At 62.5% G+C, this 21,574-nt stretch carries 23 protein-coding genes; 19 read left to right on the forward strand and 4 right to left on the reverse strand.

What is annotated here, in order from left to right:
• Window positions 1-49 precede the first annotated feature (49 nt).
• From IVB22_RS13690 to IVB22_RS13700, 3 genes are all read left to right on the forward strand, one after another.
• Window positions 50-883 carry a shikimate dehydrogenase gene (locus IVB22_RS13690; protein WP_247517817.1) on the forward strand — a complete coding sequence of 278 codons (834 nt, stop codon included), beginning with the start codon at window positions 50-52 and terminating at the stop codon, window positions 881-883.
• Between the two features lie 86 nt (window positions 884-969).
• Complete coding sequence (locus IVB22_RS13695) at window positions 970-1,596, forward strand: hypothetical protein (RefSeq protein WP_374207517.1); 627 nt, start codon at window positions 970-972, stop codon at window positions 1,594-1,596.
• Window positions 1,597-1,827: 231 nt separating this feature from the next.
• The gene (locus tag IVB22_RS13700) at window positions 1,828-2,454 is read left to right on the forward strand and encodes a hypothetical protein (RefSeq protein WP_247517818.1); all 627 of its coding nucleotides are present in this window, start codon (window positions 1,828-1,830) and stop codon (window positions 2,452-2,454) included.
• A gap of 741 nt (window positions 2,455-3,195) precedes the next feature.
• On the opposite strand, the gene IVB22_RS13710 is transcribed toward IVB22_RS13700, so the two are convergent.
• From IVB22_RS13710 to IVB22_RS13720, 3 genes are all read right to left on the reverse strand, one after another.
• The gene (locus IVB22_RS13710) at window positions 3,196-3,708 is read right to left on the reverse strand and encodes a DUF1269 domain-containing protein (protein WP_247517820.1); all 513 of its coding nucleotides are present in this window, start codon (window positions 3,706-3,708) and stop codon (window positions 3,196-3,198) included.
• 130 nt (window positions 3,709-3,838) lie between these two features.
• A complete protein-coding gene (locus tag IVB22_RS13715; RefSeq protein ID WP_247517821.1) occupies window positions 3,839-4,024 on the reverse strand; it encodes a hypothetical protein in 186 nt (61 codons plus the stop codon).
• A gap of 326 nt (window positions 4,025-4,350) precedes the next feature.
• Window positions 4,351-5,487, reverse strand: a complete 1,137-nt coding sequence (locus IVB22_RS13720) for an alpha-hydroxy acid oxidase (protein WP_247517822.1) — start codon at window positions 5,485-5,487, stop codon at window positions 4,351-4,353.
• Window positions 5,488-5,594: 107 nt separating this feature from the next.
• On the opposite strand from IVB22_RS13720, the gene IVB22_RS13725 reads away from it, so the two are divergent.
• The 3 genes from IVB22_RS13725 (at window position 5,595) to IVB22_RS13735 (ending at window position 8,740) form a co-directional block, all read left to right on the forward strand.
• Window positions 5,595-5,816 (forward strand): hypothetical protein, encoded by a 222-nt coding sequence (locus IVB22_RS13725; protein ID WP_247517823.1) that lies wholly within the window; start codon window positions 5,595-5,597, stop codon window positions 5,814-5,816.
• Between the two features lie 171 nt (window positions 5,817-5,987).
• Window positions 5,988-7,334, forward strand: a complete 1,347-nt coding sequence (gene glmM, locus IVB22_RS13730; protein WP_247517824.1) for a phosphoglucosamine mutase — start codon at window positions 5,988-5,990, stop codon at window positions 7,332-7,334.
• 146 nt (window positions 7,335-7,480) lie between these two features.
• Window positions 7,481-8,740, forward strand: coding sequence for an MFS transporter (locus tag IVB22_RS13735; RefSeq protein WP_247517825.1), 1,260 nt, complete (start codon window positions 7,481-7,483; stop codon window positions 8,738-8,740).
• Between the two features lie 75 nt (window positions 8,741-8,815).
• On the opposite strand, the gene IVB22_RS13740 is transcribed toward IVB22_RS13735, so the two are convergent.
• On the reverse strand, window positions 8,816-9,763 hold the full coding sequence (locus IVB22_RS13740) for a LysR family transcriptional regulator (protein WP_247517826.1): 948 nt from the start codon (window positions 9,761-9,763) through the stop codon (window positions 8,816-8,818).
• Window positions 9,764-10,034: 271 nt separating this feature from the next.
• Between IVB22_RS13740 and IVB22_RS13745 the strand changes: the two genes are divergently transcribed.
• From IVB22_RS13745 to IVB22_RS13805, 13 genes are all read left to right on the forward strand, one after another.
• Complete coding sequence (locus IVB22_RS13745; RefSeq protein WP_247517827.1) at window positions 10,035-11,111, forward strand: tripartite tricarboxylate transporter substrate binding protein; 1,077 nt, start codon at window positions 10,035-10,037, stop codon at window positions 11,109-11,111.
• A 27-nt stretch (window positions 11,112-11,138) separates the two neighbouring features.
• Window positions 11,139-11,663 carry a heme-binding protein gene (locus IVB22_RS13750; protein WP_247517828.1) on the forward strand — a complete coding sequence of 175 codons (525 nt, stop codon included), beginning with the start codon at window positions 11,139-11,141 and terminating at the stop codon, window positions 11,661-11,663.
• A 5-nt stretch (window positions 11,664-11,668) separates the two neighbouring features.
• Window positions 11,669-12,502 carry a 2-keto-4-pentenoate hydratase gene (gene mhpD / locus IVB22_RS13755; protein ID WP_276576912.1) on the forward strand — a complete coding sequence of 278 codons (834 nt, stop codon included), beginning with the start codon at window positions 11,669-11,671 and terminating at the stop codon, window positions 12,500-12,502.
• Window positions 12,499-13,266 carry a 2-keto-4-pentenoate hydratase gene (locus IVB22_RS13760; RefSeq protein ID WP_247517829.1) on the forward strand — a complete coding sequence of 256 codons (768 nt, stop codon included), beginning with the start codon at window positions 12,499-12,501 and terminating at the stop codon, window positions 13,264-13,266. Before mhpD ends, IVB22_RS13760 begins: the two co-directional genes overlap by 4 nt.
• A gap of 3 nt (window positions 13,267-13,269) precedes the next feature.
• Window positions 13,270-14,241 (forward strand): acetaldehyde dehydrogenase (acetylating), encoded by a 972-nt coding sequence (locus IVB22_RS13765; protein WP_249805125.1) that lies wholly within the window; start codon window positions 13,270-13,272, stop codon window positions 14,239-14,241.
• Window positions 14,242-14,270: 29 nt separating this feature from the next.
• Entirely contained in the window at window positions 14,271-15,308 is a 1,038-nt protein-coding gene (gene dmpG / locus IVB22_RS13770) for a 4-hydroxy-2-oxovalerate aldolase (RefSeq protein ID WP_247517830.1), read from the forward strand.
• A gap of 261 nt (window positions 15,309-15,569) precedes the next feature.
• Entirely contained in the window at window positions 15,570-16,427 is an 858-nt protein-coding gene (locus IVB22_RS13775) for an alpha/beta fold hydrolase (protein ID WP_247517831.1), read from the forward strand.
• Between the two features lie 376 nt (window positions 16,428-16,803).
• A complete protein-coding gene (locus IVB22_RS13780; protein WP_247517832.1) occupies window positions 16,804-17,619 on the forward strand; it encodes an outer membrane protein in 816 nt (271 codons plus the stop codon).
• Window positions 17,620-17,833: 214 nt separating this feature from the next.
• Window positions 17,834-18,664 (forward strand): outer membrane protein, encoded by an 831-nt coding sequence (locus tag IVB22_RS13785; RefSeq protein ID WP_247517833.1) that lies wholly within the window; start codon window positions 17,834-17,836, stop codon window positions 18,662-18,664.
• Window positions 18,665-18,746: 82 nt separating this feature from the next.
• Entirely contained in the window at window positions 18,747-19,337 is a 591-nt protein-coding gene (locus tag IVB22_RS13790) for a glutathione S-transferase family protein (protein ID WP_247517834.1), read from the forward strand.
• A gap of 17 nt (window positions 19,338-19,354) precedes the next feature.
• Complete coding sequence (locus IVB22_RS13795; protein WP_247517835.1) at window positions 19,355-19,825, forward strand: GNAT family N-acetyltransferase; 471 nt, start codon at window positions 19,355-19,357, stop codon at window positions 19,823-19,825.
• A gap of 258 nt (window positions 19,826-20,083) precedes the next feature.
• On the forward strand, window positions 20,084-20,278 hold the full coding sequence (locus IVB22_RS13800) for a hypothetical protein (RefSeq protein WP_247517836.1): 195 nt from the start codon (window positions 20,084-20,086) through the stop codon (window positions 20,276-20,278).
• Window positions 20,279-20,357: 79 nt separating this feature from the next.
• A complete protein-coding gene (locus tag IVB22_RS13805) occupies window positions 20,358-21,530 on the forward strand; it encodes a phosphoserine transaminase (RefSeq protein WP_247517837.1) in 1,173 nt (390 codons plus the stop codon).
• Window positions 21,531-21,574 lie beyond the last annotated feature (44 nt).

Consider the following 21,574-nt stretch of genomic DNA (forward strand, 5'->3'; position numbering starts at 1 on the left):
TCGTGGCCGGGTTCATCCCGGCCATCGACGTCTTTGAGGAGGTGTTGCCGTGACCAAGCCCCCCGCCGCCTGCCTGATCGGATGGCCGGCCGCGCATTCGCGCTCGCCGCTGATCCATCATTACTGGCTGCGGACGCTCGGCATCGAGGGCGGCTACGTCATCGAGGCGGTGCCGCCTGATGAGTTTCAGGATTTTGTCTTCCGGCTGTCGCTGCGCGGCTTCGTCGGCGCCAACGTCACCATTCCGCACAAGGAGCGGGCGCTTTCGCTGTCGAAGCCGGACGCGCGCGCCCGCGCGGTTGGCGCAGCAAATACGCTGTGGTTCGGTGACGGCGAACTGCGCTCGACCAATACCGACGTCGAAGGTTTTATCAACAATCTCGATGCCTGCGCTGATGGATGGGACAAAGCTGAGGATGCGCTGGTGCTCGGCGCCGGCGGTTCGTCGCGCGCTGTTCTGTTCGGCTTGCTCGACCGTGGCATCAAGCGCGTGCATCTCGCCAACCGCACCATGGGGCGCGCCCGCGCGCTGGCGGATCAATTCGGCGCGAACATCCTGCCCGTTGCATGGGACGCGGTCGGCGATCTGCTGCCGCGCGCTGGGCTCGTCGTAAATACGACCTCGCTCGGTATGCACGGCCAGCCGCCGCTCGAACTCGATGTCGGCTTGTTGCCGTCACACGCCGTCGTCGCCGATCTCGTGTACGTGCCGCTCGACACGCCGTTGCTGGCGGCTTCGCGCGCGCGCGGGCTGAAGACGGCCGACGGGCTCGGCATGCTGCTGCACCAGGCGGTGCGCGGCTTCGAATTGTGGTTCGGTCGGCGCCCCGAGGTGACGGCGGAACTTCGCGCGCTCGTCGAAGCCGATCTCACAAATACATGATCGGTTGATCGCGGAGACTTGAGCCGGAATTTTTTTGAAAGGCCGGGGTCAATGGCTACGTCAGGACCGTCACCGGAGATTCCAGCATGTCCGTCAGCCGCTTTCAACTCGTTCGCCCGCTTGTCGCCGTCGCGATGGTCGCCGGCTCCACGCTTTACGCGATCGCGCAGCAACCGCCCACGCCGACGCGCGTTCGCGGCACCATCGAAGCCGTCGACGGCGACGTGCTCGCCGTGAAGTCGCGTGGCGGCGAAGATGTCAAGCTGCACATGACCGGCGATGTCAACATCGTCGGGATCAGCAAGATCTCGCTGTCCGACATCAAAGTCGGTTCCTTCATCGGCACCACCACGGTGCCGGGACCGGACGGCAGCCAGAACGCGGTCGAGGTGCATGTGTTTCCGGAAGCCATGCGCGGCACCGGCGAGGGCTCGCGGCCCTATGACCTGCGTCCCAACTCCACCATGACCAACGCAACGGTGGCGGAGTCCGTGGTCGGCAATGACGGTCACACCCTGATAATCAAATACAAAGGCGGCGAGAAGAAAGTCGTGGTCTCCCCGGAGACGCCCGTCGTAACCTACGTTCCCGCCGGCAAGTCCGACCTCAAGCCCGGCGCCAAGGTGATCGCCTTCATGAAGAAGCTGCCGGACGGCTCGCTCGAGACCAGCCGTGTCAGCGTCGGCCGCGACGGGCTGACCCCGCCGATGTGAATTTCTTCCCTCTCCCCTTGTGGGAGAGGGTGGATCGACGCCGCGAAGCGGCGGCGAGACGGGTGAGGGGTTCTCTCCGCGGAGACAGACCCCTCATCCGGCGTGGACTGCGTCCACGCCACCTTCTCCCACAAGGGGAGAAGCAAAGTGAACAAAGCGGCGCCCTGGAATAGCTACTCCCGTGCGGTGTTTGCGTTGAGTTGGGCGCCAAAACACCTCGGGAGGAATACCATGCTGCAATCTTCTTCATGGCCGCGCCTGCTCGCGGCCTCGCTGGCCTTTGTCATCCTGCTTGGATCGGCGGCGTGGGCGCAACAGCCGCCGACGGTTCGCATTCGCGGCAGCATCGAGGCCGTGGACGGACCCATGCTGTCGATCAAGTCGCGCGAGGGCACCGACATGAAGGTGCGCGTCGTCGACAATGTCGCGGTGTTCGGCGTGGCCAAGACCGAACTCTCGGAGATCAAGGAAGGCTCCTATATCGGCGTCACCGCGATGCCGGAGCCGGACGGCACTCAGAAGGCGGTCGCGGTGCATATCTTCCCCGAGAACCAGCGCGGCGCGGCCGAAGGTTTTCGGCCCTGGGATCAGCGGCCGAATTCGACCATGACGAATGCCACTGTCGCCCAGACGGTGAAGGGCACCGACGGGCAGAACATCCTGGTCAAATACAAGGACGGGGAAAAGAAAGTCGTGGTGCCGGAGGGTACGCCGATCGTCACTTTCGTCGCCGGCGACAAGTCCGAACTGAAGCCGGGCGCGAAGATCATTATCTTCGGCGCGGTGAAAAAGGACGACGGCACGCTGGAAGCGGCCCGCGTCAATGTCGGCCGCGACGGGATCACGCCACCGATGTGAAGCGAAGGACGAACTCTCTCAACGGGTCGTCCCCGCCTAGTGCGCAATTGCGCACTAGGCGGGGACGACGATAGAGTTTGCTTCGCCGAAGTCACGTGCCGGCCAAGGCGGAACCGCGCCATCCAGCCAGAGCTTTGATCTAGGTCAAGCGCCTACTCAGCCAGAGTCAAACTGTGCCAGGGGTGGATAACCGCGAATTTGGGTTGGTTGCAGTCCGAATGATCGGGCCCAATCGACAGGAAGGAAGCGCCATGTTTCGCTATGTTCTGCCGGTTCTTGCAGCACTCGTTCTAGTTACTGCCAGCCTTATCCCGGACGACGCGTTCGCGCGCCGTGGGGGTGGCGGCGGATACCGAGGCGGTGGAGGCTTCCACGGCGGCGCCGTCCGAGCTGGAGGCGTTTACCGAGGTGGAGCCATTCATGCCGGTCGCGTAGGTCGGCCCGGATATGGTTACCGGGGAGCGTATTATCCACGTCGCGGATACGGTGCGGCGGCGGTGGGGGCCGCAGCGGTTGGTGCCGCGGCCTACGGCGCCTACGGCTCCTACAACAACTGCTACGATGCGTACGGCAATTGGATCTGTGGCAGCCAGTATCGATATTGATGCACGCGGAGCGGATTTGCGCATAGAGACAACAAAACGGCGGGCGGCGCAGCGACAAATCGATGCGGCGCTCGGCCATCTGCATAAGTTGGAGCTGGAGCTGCAATAGCGCTTGCGACGGCTGCCATTCACCTTCTCAGGAAGGCGGCGAAGGAGCAACAGCCTGGGCGCCGGCCAGCGCCGCCTGCAACGCCGCCTCTTTGGTGTGATCGAGTGACGTCTTCAACACCTTGCCGCCCTCACCCTTGAGGCCTTCCAGCACCTTGTCGGCGGTGACCTTGCGTACCAGCACGAAAAGCGCCGCAGTTCCGGGTTGAACGGCGGCAGCGGTCTCCTTCATCCATTTGTCGTCGATGCCGACGTCGGTCAGATATCCGCCGAGTGTGCCGGACGCTGCGCCAAGGGCAGCGCCGACCAGCGGCATCAGGAAGATCAGACCGATAAGACTCCCCCAGAAGGCGCCCGAGACTGCGCCGGCAGCCGTGGTGTTGATGAGCTGATTGAGCTTGACGCTTCCTTTGCTGTCCTTGACCGCAATCACGGCGTCGCCCAGCTCGATCAGGTATTCCTTCTGCATCGCCAGCAGCTTTTGACGAACTTCCTCCGCCTTCGCTTCCGTGGGGAACGCGATCACGATAAGGTCACTCATGTGCAGTTCTCCGTTGTTCTGGTTCGGATGCAGAGCGGACGAGTATCGGAGGACGCCATTGATCTACATCAAGCGGAGGGTCGCGCCAACGAGCAGGGCGCTTGGGAAAAGCATCGGCGCACGATCCTGTTCACTTTCGCTTGGTCGAACGCTGCTGGTGCCCCTCCAGCCGTAACCTTTGCGCTCTCATGCGTTTTATCTCTTCATCGAGCGCGTCGATTTCTTCATCGCGCCGTTCGTTTCTGGATTTTTGCCCGTCGGCGCTACGGATTTTTTGCAGTGCCTTCTCGACGGATAGTTTGGGTGTCTCGGCCATGGTAAGCCTCGGATCCAGTCACTGACGATCGTCCTATCGTGCCGCGTGTGCCATTATGCTGCAGGTTCCGGCAGGCGCATTTTGATCTAGATCAACGTCACCGTGAAGTAGCGTTCCATCAACGAGTCGTGTCCGCGGACGCGGGGCACCGATGTCCATTGCCGGACAAAACTGTGGCTACAGCCTCGCGCATCGCGAACATCGGTGGTTATGGGTCCCGGCTCGCGCGGAGCCTGTCATCGCTGTGCGAGCGCAATTGCGCTCGTCGCCGGGCGCGCATTCGCGCGACCCGTTGGCCTGGCCGGGACGACGGAAATAGCTGCGCCTCACACCGCCAGCACGTTATCGTCGATCTCGGCGATCGTGTTCACGCCGCACAGGCCCATCGTCGTGAGCATTTCCTTGGCGATGATGTCGAGCGCCTTGGTGACGCCGGCCTCACCGCCGGCGCCGAGGCCATAGGCATAGGCGCGGCCGATCATGCAGGATTTGGCGCCGAGCGCGAGCGCGCGCACCACGTCCTGGCCGGAGCGGATACCGCCGTCGAACATGATTTCCATCTTCGAGCCGACCGTGTCGACGATCTCGGGCAGCACCTCGATCGACGACGGCGCGCCGTCGAGCTGGCGGCCGCCATGGTTGGACACGACGATGGCCTGCGCTCCGGTCTTGACCGCGAGCTCGGCGTCCTCGACGTCCAAAATGCCTTTCAGGATCAGCTTGCCCGGCCAGATAGATCGGATCCAGTCGATGTCCCTCCAGTTCAGCGAGGTGTCGAATTGCGACGCCGTCCATTCCGACAATTTGGTGAGGTCCTCGGTGCCTTTGACGTGGCCGACGATGTTGCCGAAGCTGCGGCGCTTGCCGCGCAGCACGCCGGCGACCCACGACGGCTTGCTGGCGAAGTCGAGCAGTTTCGACAGCGACCATTCCGGCGGCACCGTCATGCCGTTCTTGATGTCCTGGTGGCGCTGCCCGATCACCTGCAGGTCGACGGTCAGCACCAGCGCCGAGCATTTCGCCGCGATCGCGCGCTCGATCAGCGCCTTGATGAAGCCGCGGTCCTTCATCACGTAGAGCTGGAACCAGAACGGCTTGTCGACGGCGGCTGCGATATCCTCGATCGAGCAGATCGACATGGTGCTCTGGGTAAAGGGAATGCCGGCCGCCTGCGCGGCGCGGCAGGCATGAATCTCGCCGTCGCCATGCTGCATGCCGAGCAGGCCGATCGGGGCTAGGATCAAGGGCATCGCGGCCGGCTCGCCGAGGATCGTGGTGGAGAGGTCGCGCTTGGAGACATCGACCAGGATGCGCTGGCGGAACTTGATCTGGCGAAGATCCTCGGAATTGGCGCGCAGCGTGTCCTCGGTATAGGAGCCGCGATCGGCATAGTCGAAGAAGGCCTTGGGAACGCGGCGCTTGTGCAACTGGCGCAGATCCTCAATGCAGGTGATGTGCTTCATGGACGTCCGGACCCTTCTTGAATTCCTTCGTTGTGTTGTCATCTATCATGGTTGGTTGGCGAGCCAAATCGCATCTCGCGGCGCCACTCGCGAGGCGAGGACATGCCATGACCGGACCGCGCAAAGTTTCAAATGTCGACGCCGGCTCACAGGATCGCGCAGAAAAGCGCCGGCTGGACGACGCCCTGGAGGAGGGGCTGAAAGGGACCTTTCCGGCCTCCGATCCGGTCAGCGTCACCCAGCCAGCGCCCTCGAAAGGCGACCATCACGGCAAGCGGCGGGATCAGCGCTTCGGCCCGGCCCTGCCTGTTTTTAACAAAATCAAGTAATAACAATGGTTTATATATGAAAACGACCGCGATGGCCGTAATGATTCATCATATTTTTTGAAGCCATTTTTGCGGCTGAGGGATTATAACGGCTGCACGCTACCATGGAGCGTGTTCGGGGATTCTTGGCTATTATATGGCCTGAAGGAGCCCCGAAATGCTGGGGGTCACATGAGCCGCAAATATTTCGGTACCGACGGAATTCGGGGCCGCGCCAATGGATTGATCACACCGGAGCTCGCGCTCAAGGTGGGGCAGGCGGCTGGCCTGGTGTTTCAGCGCGGCGATCATCGCCACCGCGTCGTAATCGGCAAGGACACCCGGCTCTCCGGCTACATGATCGAATACGCCATGGTGGCGGGCTTCACCTCGGTCGGCATGGATGTGCTGCTGCTCGGCCCGATGCCGACGCCGGCGGTCGCGATGCTGACCAAGTCGATGCGCGCCGATCTCGGCGTGATGATCTCGGCTTCCCACAATCTGTTCGAGGACAACGGCATCAAGCTGTTCGGTCCGCAGGGCTTCAAACTATCCGACGATGTCGAAAAGCAGATCGAGCAACTGCTCGACGAGCCGATCGACCGTCGTCTCGCGCAGAGCGCCAGCCTCGGGCGCGCCCGCCGCATCGACGGCGTCCATGATCGCTACATCGAATTCGCCAAGCGCACGCTGCCGCGCGAGCTCTCGCTCGACGGCCTGCGCGTCGTGGTCGATTGCGCGCACGGTGCCGCCTACAAGGTGGTGCCGGAAGCGCTGTGGGAATTGGGCGCCGACGTCATCGCGATCGGCGTCGAGCCTGATGGCTTCAACATCAACAAGGAATGCGGCTCGACCTCGCCGGAAGCGCTGGCGAAAAAGGTGCGCGAGATGCGCGCCGATATCGGCATCGCGCTCGACGGCGACGCCGATCGCGTCATCCTGGTCGACGAGCGCGGCCACGTCGTCGACGGCGACCAGCTGCTCGCGGTGATCGCGCAAAGCTGGAAGGAAGACGGCCGTCTCGCCAAGCCCGGTATCGTCGCCACCGTAATGTCCAATCTCGGGCTCGAACGCTTCCTCGAAGGGCAGGGCATCGGCATGGTGCGCACGCCGGTCGGCGATCGCTACGTGCTCGAGCAGATGCTCAAGCAGGGCTACAATCTCGGCGGCGAACCCTCAGGCCATATCATTCTCTCCGACTACGCCACGACAGGTGACGGCTTCGTCGCCGCGCTGCAGGTGCTTGCCGTGGTGCAAAAGCTTCGCCGTCCGGTGTCGGAAGTCTGCCACCGCTTCGATCCGCTGCCGCAGATCCTCAAGAACGTGCGCTATCGCAGCGGCAAGCCGCTCGACGATGCCGAGGTCAAATCGGCGATCATGGACGGCGAGAATCGCCTCAACGGCCACGGCCGTCTCTTGGTCCGTTCGTCCGGCACCGAGCCCGTGATCCGCGTGATGGGCGAGGGCGACGACCGCATCCTGGTCGAAGACGTCGTCGATCAGATCGTCACCGCGCTCGGTCACGCCGCGGCGGCATAAGCCACTTTTATTCTGACAGCGCGGGATCGCTGATCGGTGGTGCGGCAACGCATCGCAGCCATAAGCTATTGATGCTGGTCGCGACGATGGCCCGGCCGTAGAACACGAGACATTGCCTGTCTGCGATTCTTTCCGGAAATGTGCCCTTGAACAAGCCCGTCATCGTCTCAGAGGAAACGGCGACCGCGCCGGTGGTCGTGTCGGACGCGGCGCCAGGCCTTGCAGCCAAGGCGGCTGTCGCGGGGCCGGCTTATGTCGTGCTGACCGGCATCAGCTTCTCGCATTTCCTCAACGACACCATGCAGTCGCTGATCGCCTCGGTCTATCCGATCCTGAAGGATGCTTACGCGCTGGACTACGGGCAGATCGGCATGATCACGCTGGCGTTCCAGTTTACCGCGTCGCTGCTGCAGCCCGTCGTCGGGCATTTCGCCGACAAGAAGGCGCAACCGTTCTCGCTTGCGATCGGCATGGGCTTCACCTTCTTCGGATTGCTGCTGCTGAGCGTTGCGCATCTCTATCCCATGATCCTGATCGCAGCCGCCCTGGTAGGCCTCGGCTCGGCGGTATTCCATCCGGAGTCGGCGCGGATCGCGCGCCTTGCTTCCGGTGGCCGCTACGGCATGGCGCAGTCGGTGTTTCAGCTCGGCGGCAGTTTCGGCACGTCGATGGGGCCGGTGCTGGCGGCGCTGATCGTAGTGCCGTTCGGCCAGCCGAGCATCGCCTGGTTTTCATCGATCGCGTTTCTGGCGATCGTGATCCTGTGGCGGATCGGCGTCTGGTACAAGCCGCAGATCGCGACGAAGAAATCGGCCGCAGTGGAACGTCATCCGGACCTGCTGGATTCCCGGCGCGTGAAAATAGCGCTCGCGGTGCTGGTCGCGCTGCTGTTTTCAAAACAGCTCTACGTGTCGAGCCTGTCGAGCTATTACATCTTCTATCTGATCGACAGGTTTCAGGTGCCGACGCAGGCAGCCCAGCTCTACCTCTTTCTCTTTCTCGCGGCCAATGCGGCGGGCGCGTTCTTCGGCGGGCCGCTCGGCGACCGCTTCGGCCGCAAATACGTCATCTGGTTCTCGATTCTCGGCGCGCTGCCGTTCACGCTGGCGCTGCCCTATGCCGGCCTGTTCGGAAGCGCCGTGCTGACGGTGTTCATCGGCCTCATCCTCTCGTCGGCGACGTCGTCGATCATCGTGTTCGCGCAGGAGCTGATGCCGCACCGCTTCGGGATGATCTCCGGCGTGTTCTTCGGTGTCGCCTTCGGCATCGGCGGACTTGGCGCAGCCGTGCTCGGCAAGCTCGCCGATCACACCGGGATCGCCTTCGTCTATCATCTCTGCGCGTTCCTGCCCGCGCTCGGTCTGCTCGCGGTGTTCCTGCCGAAGATGCCGAAGCACGTGCGCTAATTTGGTCTGTCAAGCGGGCTGGTTTCATCCACCTGCCGAGCCGTAGCCGCATCAGAAATTGCTTCAAAGGGAATTTCAATCGCGCGCCGCGCGCCGCGAAGGGCGTGGTTGACGCGGCGACGTTGCCAGGCTGGTCGGCAATTTCGCAGACTTGCGCAACATATCGACGAACGCCTCGGCGGCGGGGGAGAGAGATCGGCCGTTTCGTGTGATCACCGCGACGGAGCGCAGGATCTGCGGGTTTTCCAGCGGCCGGAGGCTAATCGTCGGGTCGGTCAGGATTCCAACGCATTGCGGCAGGATGGCTATGCCGAGGCCAGCCCGAACCAGCGCCAGCGCCGTCCCCGCATAGGCGACCTCATAGGCCGGTGCCAAGGTCAGGCCAGCCTGGGAAAAGCCGTCCTCGGTCAAATCCCGGAAGATGCTGTCGCGGTTCAGGGAGATCACCGGCAGACCGGCGAGATCGCTCCAATTGAGCCGGGGTAGTTTCCCGATCGGATGGCCGCGCGGATAGACTGCCACCAGCGGCTCCTGGAACAGGGGGGTCCATTGCAGTTCTGGCTCGTGCTCGCGGAAACTGCCTATGCCGAGATCGGCTCCGCCGCTGCGGACCTGCATCAGAACCTGCTCAGGCAATGAATCCTTCAGGTGCACCGAGATCGTCGGGTAGCGAGCCCTGAACTCGGCAATCACTTCGACGAGGAATGTGGTGGCAAGGATATAAGGAGCGGCAACGACGACCTTGCCGCGCTGCTTCGCCCCCAGCTCCGCGACGTTCGCGAGTGTCGCATCGAGATCGTCCAACAGTCGTTCGGCGCTGCCCATGAGCTCCAGCCCGGCGGCAGTCAATTCGACCTTGCGAGTGGAGCGCTCGATAAGCTGGACTTGCAGGTTATCCTCGAGCTGACGGATCAGCAGACTTAAAGCTGATTGCGTCAGGTACAGGCGCTCCGCCGCCTTCGTGAAGCTCTTGAGCTGAGCCACAAAGACGAAGGCGCGCAACTGACGGACGGTCACATTCATTGGCAAGATTCATAAATCTGGCAGAAGATATCACCTGCATTATAAGTTCACCGGCCGGCACTTACAACGCCGACGCCCGTCACCGTCATAGACGCCGTGCGACACAGTTTGTTGCGTTGTGGCGCAGGATGCTTGGCGGCGAACCGCGGCTCATGAATAAACACGCTCATCGTTCTTCGTCGACAACCCAGGGTACATTGCGGGCGCCCGCCTGAAGCTTCGAACCCGACCAACGCGCGAACGATCCCAACGATCGCAAACGACCGCATTCATGAGTTTCCCCAATCAATTGATTGGAAATAATCGTTTGAATCATGCGTCGCGTGCGCCTCTAGTGAGCACAACAGCGCAACAATCAGAACGAGGAAACGACATGGATCGACGTCAATGCCTTGGAGCGATGTTGCTTGCAGCGGCGGCAACCGTCGCGCCCGCAGCCTGGGCGCAAGACAGCTATCCCTCTCGCGTGGTGAAGGTGGTCGTCGGGTTTCCGGCGGGAAGTGCCACCGACGTTGCAGCCCGCGCCGTAGCGGAAGCGTTGGCCAAACGACTGGGTCAGCCTTTCATCGTCGACAACCGGCCCGGCGCAGCGAGCAGTATCGCGGCCAAAGCGGTTGCGACGTCTCCTCCCGACGGTTACACGATCTTCGTTGGAACGGTCGCGAACACGATCAACGCCGCATTCGCGGACCCTAACTCGCCCGACCCGGCAAAGGATTTCGCCGCGGTCACGATGATTGGCAGCGTGCCGAACATACTGGTGGTGAATCCGTCGCTCGGCGTTACATCGGTCGACCAGTTGATCCACGCCGCGAAGACGAAGCCGGGCGAGATCGCATATGCTTCCTCGGGCCACGGCACGTCGCCTCATTTGTCCGGCGAACTCTTCTCCGCGATGGCTGGCATCAAGATGCAGCACGTGCCGTACCGTGGCAGCACACCGGCCGTGACGGACCTGCTCGGCGGTCAGGTGGCGGTTATGTTCTCGCCGGCCTCCACCGTGTTGCCGCACATCGCCGCCGGTACGTTGAAGGCGCTTGCGACGACCGGCGCGAAGCGAACGCCTCTCGCGCCCGATCTGCCGACGGTGCAGGAACTCGGATTCAAGGACTTCGAAAGCTCGGTGTGGTTTGGTTTCCTGCTGCCCGTGGGCACGCCGCCCGAAGTGGTGGCGAAAATTCAGGCCGCGACCCACGCCGCCCTCGACCAGCCGGATATCCAGAACCAGTTCCGCGCCCAGGGCATCGAGATCGTCAAGTCCACCCCAAACGAGTTTGCCGACTACATCCGCAGCGAAACCGGCAAATGGGCCAAGGTCATCCAGACTGCCGGCATCAAGCGCGAATGAACTGCTGAACACGAAAGGAGATTGCACATGGCCAAGTTGCGAGCCGTGGAGTGCCGCGCGTTCATCCAGGCTGTCACCGAAAAGGCTGCCGAAATGGGCGTGCCCGTCTCGGTCGCGATCGTCGGACCCGAGGGGCACCTGATTGCGCTGGAGCGCATGGACGATGCCGGCTTCATCACGCCCGATACCGCGCGCGCCAAGGCATTCACCGTCGCCGCCTTCCGATCGATGAGTCCGCGCTTCGCGGACGGGCTGGTCATCCAGCAGTGGTTCAAGGAACGCAACCCTCAGATGCTGATGAACGCCGCTGTATTTACCAATGGCCAGGTTGTCGCTTCCGGCGGCTGTGCGCCGGTCTTCAGGGGCGCTGAGATGGTCGGCGCCTACGGTATCAGCGGCGCTACCGGCGATCAGGACGAAGAGGTCGGTCGGTATGCGCGCGAGAAGGTGGGCTGGGCCCACATGGCGGAGCACGACACCACTCCCGAAAGCGTCAAGCGGCATGTCAACGAGATCTACGCCAAGGTAGGTCTCGGCGACCGTTCCTTGTGACGATCATGCAGGTCAACGCCATGGCGACATTTTCCATCGATACCGTCGGCGCCGCACGTTCTCTGCGCGATGCAGCCCGCACCGGAGATTTGATCGCTCCGTTGCGCGAGACGTTCCCATTGATGACGGCGGCCGACGCCTATGCAATCCAGCGCACGAACACGGAGCATCGCGTGCGCGAGGAGGGTAGACGCATCGTCGGCTGCAAGGTCGGCCTGACGGCGAAGGCGGTGCAGGCGCAACTCGGCGTCGACCAACCTGACTTTGGCATGCTGTTCGACGACATGGGATTCGGCGACGGCGAACCGGTTTCGATGGACGGGCTGCAGCAGCCCAAGATCGAGGCGGAGGTGGCGTTCGTTCTCGGGCGCGACCTGGACATGGAGAAGCCCGGACACGCCGACGTCATCCAGGCGATCGATCACCTGCTGCCCGCACTCGAGATCGTCGGCAGCCGTATTGCGAACTGGAACATCCGCTTCGTCGACACCGTGGCGGACAACGCCTCCTCCAGCGCATACGTGCTTGGAAGCACGCCGAAAAAATTATCCGACGTCGACCTCCGGCTTTGCGGGATGGTGATGACGCGGCGCGGTGAACCCGTATCCGTCGGCGCCGGTGCAGCGTGCCTCGGCAACCCGCTCAATGCAGTGGTCTGGCTTGCCCGAACGATGGCCGCCGTGGGGCAGCCGCTCCGCGCAGGCCACCTGGTGCTTTCCGGTGCCCTTGGACCCATGGTCGCTGTGAATGCAGGCGACATCTTCGAAACCCGCATCAACGGCTTGGGCAGCGTCAAGGCCGTATTCGAAACTGACCCGACAGGAAGACAACTCACATGAGCCGTGTCGAGGAATTGGCAGAGCAGCTCGACGCCGCGGCGCGCGACGCCTGCGAAATCGCGCAGATCGATCCTGAGGGTCACCTGTCGCTGGAGGATGCGTACGCGATCCAGCGGGTGTCGATCCAGCGCCGCGTGTCGCGCGGCGCGCGTCGCGTCGGCGTGAAGATGGGATTCACGAGCCGCGCCAAAATGGTCCAGATGGGCCTCAGCGACGTCATCTGGGGGCGTTTGACCGGCGATATGCTGATCGAGGAGGGCATGGCCGCATCGTTCGCGCGCTTCGTACATCCGCGCGCGGAACCGGAAATCGCGTTCCTCCTGAAGAAGCCGTTGCCAGGCCATGTCACCGCCGCGGAAGCGCTCGCCAGTGTGGAAGCCGTCGCGCCTGCGCTCGAAATTATCGATTCGCGCTATCGCGACTTCAAGTTCACATTGCCCGAGGTGATTGCCGACAACGCGTCATCCAGTGGGATCGTGGTCGGGCCGTGGACCGACCCGCGCGAGGATTTCAGCAATCTCGGCCTCACCATGAGCATCGACGGCCGCACCGTGCAGGTGGGATCCACGGCCGCAATCCTCGGTCACCCGCTTCGATCGCTGGTCGCCGCTGCGCGCCTTTCCGATGCGGCGGGCGAGCCGCTGCAGGCCGGCTGGGTGGTGATGGCGGGCGGCGCTACACCGGCCGAGTGGATCAAGCCCGGCCAGTATGTCTCGATCGAGATGGAACGGCTGGGCGGCGCCGGCTTCCACATGGTGAACTGACCGATGCCCAACGCAACGATTCACAAGGTCAAGGCCGCGATCATCGGCTCTGGCAACATCGGCACCGATCTCATGATCAAGGTGATACGCCAGGCAAGACACATTGAAATGGGGGCAATGGTGGGCGTCGATCCCCAGTCGGATGGCCTCGCACGTGCAAAGCGCCTCAACGTCGCGACCACCGCCGAAGGAATCGACGGACTGCTCAAGCTTGACGTATTCGGCGAGATCGACGTCGTCTTCGACGCCACGTCGGCGGGTGCTCACCGGCATCACAACGAGGTGCTGCAGCGTCATGGCATCCAGGTGATCGATCTCACCCCCGCGGCTGTCGGTCCCTACGTGATTCCGGCGATCAACCTGGAGGCCGAGAACGCCTCCAACATGAACATGGTGACTTGCGGCGGGCAGGCCACGATCCCCATCGTCGCTGCCGTATCTCGTGTCGCGAAGGTTCACTACGCGGAGATCGTGGCGTCCATCTCGAGCAAGTCGGCCGGGCCCGGCACGCGGGCCAATATCGACGAGTTCACCGAGACCACGCGTGCGGCGATCGAAAAACTTGGCGGCGCTGAGCGGGGCAAGGCTGTCATCGTCCTGAACCCGGCCGAGCCGCCGCTTATCATGCGTGACACCGTGTTCGTGCTGTCTGAACTCGCAGAGCGGGCCGCGATCGAGGCTGGCATCGCCGAGATGGTCGCGCGCGTGCAGTCCTATGTGCCGGGTTATCGGCTCAAGCAGCGGGTGCAGTTCGATGTCATTCCACTGGCCGCGCCACTCAACGTGCCGAAGCTGGGGCCAAGGCATGGTCTGAAGACGTCCGTCTTCCTCGAAGTAGAGGGCGCGGAGCACTACCTGCCTTCCTACGCCGGCAATCTGGACATCATGACCTCGGCGGCGCTGGCGTGCGGCGACATGATGGCTCGCCGACGTATCGAGGCGGGCATCGCCCGCGGTCTGAAGCAACCGGCGTGAGCTTCGCCGAACCATCAGGGAGTATCGGCATGAGCAGGAAGCTCTACATTTCGGACGTGACGCTGCGCGATGGCAGCCACGCCATTCGCCATCAGTACAGCATCGCCCAAATGAAGGCGATCGCCGCGGCGCTGGATGCGGCTGGCGTCGACAGCATCGAGGTGGCGCACGGCGATGGTCTCGAAGGGTCCAGTTTCAACTACGGTTTCGGTGCGCACACCGACGTGGAGTGGATATCGGCCGTCGCCGAGACGGTAAAGAAGGCCAAGGTCGCCACGTTGCTGCTGCCTGGCATCGGCACCACGCACGATCTGCGCCAGGCCTGCGGCGCGGGCGCTCGCGTCGTGCGCGTCGCAACGCACTGCACCGAGGCAGATGTCTCGCGCCAGCATCTGGAGTACGCGCGCGAGTTGGGCATGGACGCGGTTGGCTTCCTGATGATGAGCCACATGGCGACGCCCCGGAAGCTCGCCGAGCAGGCCAAGCTGATGGAGAGCCACGGCGCTACGTGCGTCTACGTCGTCGACTCCGGCGGGGCACTCAGCATGAACGACGTGCGGGAGCGCATCCGCGCCTTCAAGGAGGTGCTGAAACCCGAGACACAAACAGGCATCCACGCCCATCACAACCTCAGCCTGGGAGTCGCGAATTCGATCGTTGCCGTGGAGGAGGGCTGCGACCGCGTTGACGCCAGCCTGGCCGGGATGGGTGCCGGTGCGGGCAATGCTCCGCTGGAAGAATTCATCGCGGCGGCCGATCGCATGGGCTGGAATCACGGCACCGACCTGTACACCCTGATGGATGCGGCAGACGAGATAGTGCGGCCTCTACAGGATCGGCCGGTGCGTGTTGACCGGGAGACATTGGCCCTCGGTTACGCCGGCGTGTACTCGAGCTTCCTGCGCCACGCGGAGGTTGCGGCAGACAAGTACGGACTGAAGGCCGTCGACATTCTGGTCGAACTGGGCAGGCGAAAGATGGTCGGTGGACAAGAGGACATGATCATCGACGTGGCGCTGGATCTGCTGAAGGACGTCCAGCATGCGCGCCACCGCCTGAGCCGGTAGCGCGCGCGGCCCGGTCGCGCCCCGTTCCACATCGACGAATGCACAAGAAGGGAAGGCAATCGCATGCACTCACTATCGCGCGTTTTGTTCTCTGTTGGCGTCATTCTCCTGGCGGGCTCGGCCACGAGCGAGAGCGCCTCGGCGAATTCTCTCGGCGGCCCCCTCAATCTGGCAGACGAAGGCACGTTCTTCGTCGGCGGAACGTCCCTGGTGTCAACGAATCCGGGTGCATCTCCCGCAGGGCCTTCGCGACCCGGCACCGTGACCGTCAACCAGATGTATGTGCATTATCGGATCCCGGCCCAGCGCACCAATCCGGTGCCGATCGTGCTGGTCCACGGTGGCGGGTTGACCGGCGTCAGTTACGAGACCACGCCGGATGGCCGCGAGGGCTGGGCGACCTACCTGGTGCGCAAGGGCTACGCGGTCTACGTCGTTGATACGCCCGGCCGAGGCCGCTCGGGGTTCAACGCGACGGCAATCAACCAGGCGAAGGCTGAGTCCAGCGTGGCCGCTTTGCCGGGCAACGTGCTGATGGTGACAGCCGAGCTGGCGTGGCCGCTCTTTCGTTTCGGGCCGACATCCGGAACGGCGTTTCCCGACACCCAATATCCGACCGAGGCGTTCGCTGCCTTCGGGTCGCAAGGTGTGCCGTTTGGAGAAGCGACGCTCGAAGGCGGCGCGATGGCGACCGCCCCTCGCGCACTTGCGGCGTTGCTCGACAAGATCGGTCCGGCCGTCGTCGTGGTGCATTCGCTCGCCGGCCCCTTTGCGGATGCCCTCGTCGAGATTCGACCCCGTCTGGTCAAGGCGGTGGTCAACATCGAAGGTGCGCAGGCCATTGTCCCCACCGAGGCCCAGATCGAAGCCTACCGGGGCATCCCGGTGCTCGAACTGTTCGGCGACCACCTGGATGCTCCCGTCTTTACCGGTCGCGCCCGCTACGAAGGACGAAGGGCTGTCGTGGAGCGCATCAACAAGCAGCAAGGAGGCAAGGCCACTCTCATTCGGCTTCCCGATGTGGGGATGAAGGGTAACTCCCACATGATGATGCAGGACAGAAACAACCTTCAGGTGGCGGATTTTGTGCTTGATTGGATCGGGAGCAATATCAAGTGATGGTCGTTATGCTGCGCGCGTTGGTGTTCAGTTAGGGATGCTCGCATCAGCTCGCCGAGGGCGCGCTTTGGTCGGCTGGCTAAATTGGGCGCGCGCGACAGGCGATGCCGTCGCGTCAACAACACCTTAACGCTGCGCGATGACGAGCGCCTTCCTTCAATACATCGTTAGGATGTATGGCGGCTTGCCATTCACCTGTGTTGCCGAAACGTCAACTTGCGCGTCGCGAACAGGGGGCGCGAGAAAAAGTCAGAGTTTGTCAACCTTAAAAATTAGGGTTAAGCGCCGCTTAAGCATTTAATGCCATCGTCCGTCCGTGAGTTTTTGAAGTGAGGATTTTTCGCAGTCAGCCTCACCGGACAAAAGGACGAAGCCCATGCGTAGCGTTAAGTCATTCATTGCCGCAGGAGCGGCCACTTTGTTGTCCTCGGCCGCGTTCGCTGCCGACATGGCCATCGCGCCTCCTCCAGCGTATGCGGCTCCGGTGGTCGAAGATTTCGGCGGCTGGTATCTGCGCGGCGATATCGGATTCAGCAATCAGCGCGTCAAGACCAAGGAATGGGTTACCTATTCCAGCTTGTTGTCGCTTGAACAGGACAATGGTTTTGATACCGCAGGTATCTTCGGCATTGGTGTCGGCTACCGGTTCAACAATTGGTTCCGGACCGACGTGATTGGGCAATATCGCGGCAAAGCCAACTTCCACTCGACAGACAGGTTCGTCTTCAGCAATGCCGGCGTACCCACAGCTGGTGTGGACACTTATACCGGCAGCAAATCTGAGTGGCTGGTTTTGGCCAACGCTTACGCGGATCTCGGGACTTGGTGGTGCGTGACGCCATTCATCGGGGCCGGCGTTGGCTTTGCACAGAACACGATCTCGCATTATGTCGATACCAACACGCCAACGGGAGGTGTTGCGTCAGCCCCGTCCGCATCAAAGTGGAATTTTGCCTGGGCTCTGCATACTGGTTTGGCTTATCGGGTAACTCCGAACTTCACGGTGGAATTGGCCTATAGCTATGTGAGCCTTGGAAATGCAACGACGGGAGTCGTCTCCGATTTCACGGGGTTCGCGAACAACAATAGAATGGGATTCAAGGACATCACCTCGCACGACCTCAAGCTCGGCGTGCGCTGGGATCTGGCCAACCCGCCGGTCTACGCGCCGCCGCTGATGCGCAAAGGTTAATCGCGACTTCCATTCGTTAACGGTTGCCGAACGGCGCGGGGCACTTCCCGCGCCGTTTGCTTTTGGCGCATGCCGATGCGGGATCTGCGGCGGGCTGAAAATGTTTGCCAGCTTTCCGACAAGATTGCGCCCAATCGGTGCACGCGACAACGATTGATTAAGGTTAACAGGCGATGATCAGCGCAAGTTCAGGGTATGCTGATGGAGCGTAGCGATGCGTCGATTGTTGCTGGTGGCTGTGATGTGCGGAGCGGTAAGCGGCGCTCAGGCGGCCGATATGCCGGACCTACCGTTCCTGCGCGGCAGCTTCACCGAGGGGCTGAGCAAAGCCAGCGTCAATTGGGGGGGCACCTATATCGGTGGCCACGCTTCCCACGGTGCAGCGGACATGGACTTTACCAACTCCGGCCAGGATCTGCTCGCCAAGCTCTTGAACAACGTCGATCTGGAAACGGAGTTCAACATCTCCAAGTGGCCCCTGCTCGGCAAGGCCCATATGCAAAGCAGCGGCTTTGGCGGGTTCATCGGCTACAATTTTCAGTTTAGCGAGGCCGTCATCGGCGTTGAGCTGAACTATACCCACGGCAATTTCTTCGGAGCCAGCAGCGGCGGTCAGGCCCGCGTGTTCCAGTACCCGACTGACTACGTGACGTACGCTGCAGCATCCTCGTCGGCCTCGATGAAGATCACCGATTACGGCTCGTTGCGGGCGCGAGCCGCATACCCCGTCGGCAATTTCCTGCCTTATGGATTTGTCGGCCTCGCGCTGGGGCAGGCGAACATCAATCGCAGGGCCGATGTGGACCTTAACTATCAGTATGTCGGCACCGCCGTTCCCCCGCTTCCAAATTACGGGGCCGCCTACGGCATGACGGACAACGCCAACTCCCATTTCATCATGGGGTTTGCCGGAGGTATGGGGGTCGACATAATGCTATACGCGGGGCTTTTCCTTCGTGCCGAGTGGGAGCATCTCCGGTTCAGCAAGAGCAATGTCGAGACCAGCGTCAACACGGTGAAGGCCGGTCTCGGTTACAAATTCTGATCCCGCCGCGGCGGTGCCGATCCGGCGCCGTTGACAGATCTGCCGCCGCCTGTTGCAGTGTCGCCGTTAACGAGGACGGCGCATGAAGGTCTACGGCGATACCAATTCCGGCAATTGCCTGAAGGTGAAGTGGGTGTGCGACCATCTCGCGCTGCCCTATACCTGGATTGCGGTCGATACGCTCAAGGGCGAGACGCGCACCGCGGAATTCCTCAAGCTCAACGGCGCCGGCCAGGTGCCTACTGTCGAACTCGACGACGGCCGCACGCTGGCGCAATCCAACGCCATCATCCGTTATCTCGCCCGCAGTTCTCATCTCATTCCGCAGGATGCGTTCGCGGCAGGGAAGATGGACGAGTGGCTGTTCTGGGAACAGTACAGCCACGAGCCGTACATCGCGGTCTGCCGTTTCCATATGTTCTATCTGGGCAAGCCGGCTTCCGACCTCGACCCCGACAAGGTCAAGCGCGGCTATACGGCGCTGGCGCGGATGGAGCACCAGCTCGCCATCACGCCATTTCTGGTCGGCGACGCCGTTACGCTCGCCGACATATCGCTGCTGGCCTATACGCGCGTCGCGCATGAAGGCGGCTTTCATCTCGATGGCTACGCCGCGGTACGCCGCTGGATCGGCGCGACCGAAAAATTCCTCGGCCTGCCGCCGGCGCGCTGACGTCACTGGAAATCGTCATGTCTGCCATCTCAGAGGTCACCATCCGCCGTGCCCGCCGCGAGGATGTTGGGACCATCATCACTATGCTGGCGGACGATCCGCTCGGCGGCGGCCGTGAGCGGATCGAGGATCCGCTGCCACAATCCTATTTCGCGGCGTTCGAAACGGTCGACCACGATCCAAACATCCAGCTCGTCGTCGCTGAGGACGGCAAGGGCGCCGTGGTCGGCTGCCTGCAGCTATGTATCCTGCCGGGGCTGAGTTCGCAGGGCGCCTCGCGCGGCCTGATCGAGGATGTTCGTGTCGCCAGCCACTGTCGCAGCCGCGGCATCGGCGAGCAGATGGTGCAGTGGGCGGTTGCGGAAGCGCGGGCCAAGGGATGCAAGCTGGTCGAATTGCTGACGCATCACACCCGCGTCGATGCGCAGCGATTTTATGAGCGGCAGGGCTTTGCGCGCAGCCATGTCGGCATGACTTTTCGATTTTAATGGCCGTAGCGTTTTCGAGCGATGCCTGTCCCGCACGTGATGCCGGGTGGAATCCGGTTCGCGTAAAGAAAACGCGTCAGAACATAAGGTGAGCCAACTGCGGTTGAAGCGCACTTGCAACGAATGCCAGAGGTAGTCGTCACTGTGCGATCCGGTTAACAACCGATAAACTACGCGTGCGTCCGTGATTTTACGGACCGGAACGTCTCCGCTATGCCAGCGTCTCCCATGGGGCTTTGGGCAGCTTGGGGATTTCAGATGAAAAAATATTCGATTGTTCGGATTGGAAGCGAATATGTCGTTCAGGCCGGCAAGGCCAGCATTTTGAAGGTCTCGAGTCGGCAGCAGGCCGCCAAACTGGTCACCGATGCCGCCGAACTCCTGCAGCAGGAACCGGCTGCCGTTGCGGACGAGCACGCATCAATCGGGCGTGAAGCGCCCGAAGTTTCTTGACGATCGGGTCCGATTCCAATAATCACCGCGGCGGGACACCTCCCCCCAACGGGAGGCTTACTATCTGGAAGGATAGATTATGACCGTGGCGAAGCCCGCTTCGCGGCCGAACGTGCCGCATTTTTCCTCCGGCCCCTGCGCCAAGCGCCCTGGCTGGAATCCCCAAAACCTCAAGGACGCCGCCCTCGGCCGCTCGCATCGCGCGAAGGTCGGCAAGGCAAAACTCAAGCTCGCGATCGAACTGACGCGCGAAGTGCTTGAAGTGCCCGCCGATTACAAGATCGGCATCGTGCCGGCGTCCGATACCGGCGCGGTCGAAATGGCGTTGTGGTCGCTGCTCGGCGCGCGCCCCGTCACCACCATCGCCTGGGAATCCTTCGGCGAGGGCTGGGTCAGCGACATCGTCAAGGAATTGAAGCTGAAGGACGTCACCAAGCTGCATGCCGGCTATGGCGATCTTCCCGACCTCTCCAAGGCCGATCCGGCGTCCGACATCGTCTTCACCTGGAACGGCACGACGTCTGGCGTGCGCGTGCCGAACGCCGACTGGATCAGTGCTGATCGTCAGGGTCTCACCATCTGCGACGCGACGTCTGCCGCTTTCGCGCAGCCGCTCGATTTTGCAAAACTCGATGTGGTGACGTTCTCCTGGCAGAAGGCGCTGGGCGGCGAAGCCGCGCACGGCATGCTGATCCTCTCACCGCGCGCGGTGGAGCGGCTCGAGACCTACAAGCCGGCTTGGCCGCTGCCGAAGATTTTCCGCCTGACCAAGGGCGGCAAGCTCAACCAGGGCATCTTCGAGGGCGAGACCATCAACACGCCGTCGATGCTGTGCGTGGAAGATTATCTCGATGCGCTGAACTGGGCGAAATCGATCGGCGGCCTCAAGGCCCTGATCGCGCGCGCCGACGCCAACACCAAGGTGCTGTCGGATTGGAAGGCGAAGACGCCGTGGATCGATTTCCTGGCCAAGGAAGCGTCCATGCGTTCCAACACCTCGGTGTGTCTCAAGTTCGTCGATCCGGCGATCACCTCGCTGACGGCGGATGCGCAGGCCGAGTTCTCCAAGAAGCTTGTTGCGCTGGTCGAGAAGGAAGGCGCCGGTTACGACTTCGCCTATTACCGCGACGCGCCGGCGGGCTTGCGGATCTGGTGCGGCGCCACCGTGGAAGCCTCCGACGTCGCGCTGCTGACGCAGTGGATCGACTGGGCGTTCGCCGAGACCAAGGCCGCGTTGCCGAAGGCGGCCTGATTGTTACCCTCCCCTGGAGGGGGAGGGTCGACGCACCCAAAGGG

It is taken from the genome of Bradyrhizobium sp. 190, from assembly GCF_023073415.1.
In the GTDB taxonomy this organism is placed as follows: Bacteria; Pseudomonadota; Alphaproteobacteria; order Rhizobiales; family Xanthobacteraceae; genus Bradyrhizobium.

Coding starts and splice junctions, on each gene's coding strand:
- IVB22_RS13695 (WP_374207517.1), top strand. CDS start 970: ATGTCCGTCAGCCGCTTTCAACTCGTTCGCCCGCTTGTCGCCGTCGCG.
- IVB22_RS13700 (WP_247517818.1), top strand. CDS start 1,828: ATGCTGCAATCTTCTTCATGGCCGCGCCTGCTCGCGGCCTCGCTGGCC.
- IVB22_RS13710 (WP_247517820.1), bottom strand. CDS start 3,708: ATGAGTGACCTTATCGTGATCGCGTTCCCCACGGAAGCGAAGGCGGAG.
- IVB22_RS13715 (WP_247517821.1), bottom strand. CDS start 4,024: ATGGCCGAGACACCCAAACTATCCGTCGAGAAGGCACTGCAAAAAATC.
- IVB22_RS13720 (WP_247517822.1), bottom strand. CDS start 5,487: ATGAAGCACATCACCTGCATTGAGGATCTGCGCCAGTTGCACAAGCGC.
- IVB22_RS13725 (WP_247517823.1), top strand. CDS start 5,595: ATGACCGGACCGCGCAAAGTTTCAAATGTCGACGCCGGCTCACAGGAT.
- glmM (WP_247517824.1), top strand. CDS start 5,988: ATGAGCCGCAAATATTTCGGTACCGACGGAATTCGGGGCCGCGCCAAT.
- IVB22_RS13740 (WP_247517826.1), bottom strand. CDS start 9,763: ATGAATGTGACCGTCCGTCAGTTGCGCGCCTTCGTCTTTGTGGCTCAG.
- IVB22_RS13745 (WP_247517827.1), top strand. CDS start 10,035: ATGAGTTTCCCCAATCAATTGATTGGAAATAATCGTTTGAATCATGCG.
- IVB22_RS13750 (WP_247517828.1), top strand. CDS start 11,139: ATGGCCAAGTTGCGAGCCGTGGAGTGCCGCGCGTTCATCCAGGCTGTC.
- mhpD (WP_276576912.1), top strand. CDS start 11,669: ATGCAGGTCAACGCCATGGCGACATTTTCCATCGATACCGTCGGCGCC.
- IVB22_RS13760 (WP_247517829.1), top strand. CDS start 12,499: ATGAGCCGTGTCGAGGAATTGGCAGAGCAGCTCGACGCCGCGGCGCGC.
- IVB22_RS13765 (WP_249805125.1), top strand. CDS start 13,270: ATGCCCAACGCAACGATTCACAAGGTCAAGGCCGCGATCATCGGCTCT.
- dmpG (WP_247517830.1), top strand. CDS start 14,271: ATGAGCAGGAAGCTCTACATTTCGGACGTGACGCTGCGCGATGGCAGC.
- IVB22_RS13780 (WP_247517832.1), top strand. CDS start 16,804: ATGCGTAGCGTTAAGTCATTCATTGCCGCAGGAGCGGCCACTTTGTTG.
- IVB22_RS13785 (WP_247517833.1), top strand. CDS start 17,834: ATGCGTCGATTGTTGCTGGTGGCTGTGATGTGCGGAGCGGTAAGCGGC.
- IVB22_RS13790 (WP_247517834.1), top strand. CDS start 18,747: ATGAAGGTCTACGGCGATACCAATTCCGGCAATTGCCTGAAGGTGAAG.
- IVB22_RS13795 (WP_247517835.1), top strand. CDS start 19,355: ATGTCTGCCATCTCAGAGGTCACCATCCGCCGTGCCCGCCGCGAGGAT.
- IVB22_RS13800 (WP_247517836.1), top strand. CDS start 20,084: ATGAAAAAATATTCGATTGTTCGGATTGGAAGCGAATATGTCGTTCAG.
- IVB22_RS13805 (WP_247517837.1), top strand. CDS start 20,358: ATGACCGTGGCGAAGCCCGCTTCGCGGCCGAACGTGCCGCATTTTTCC.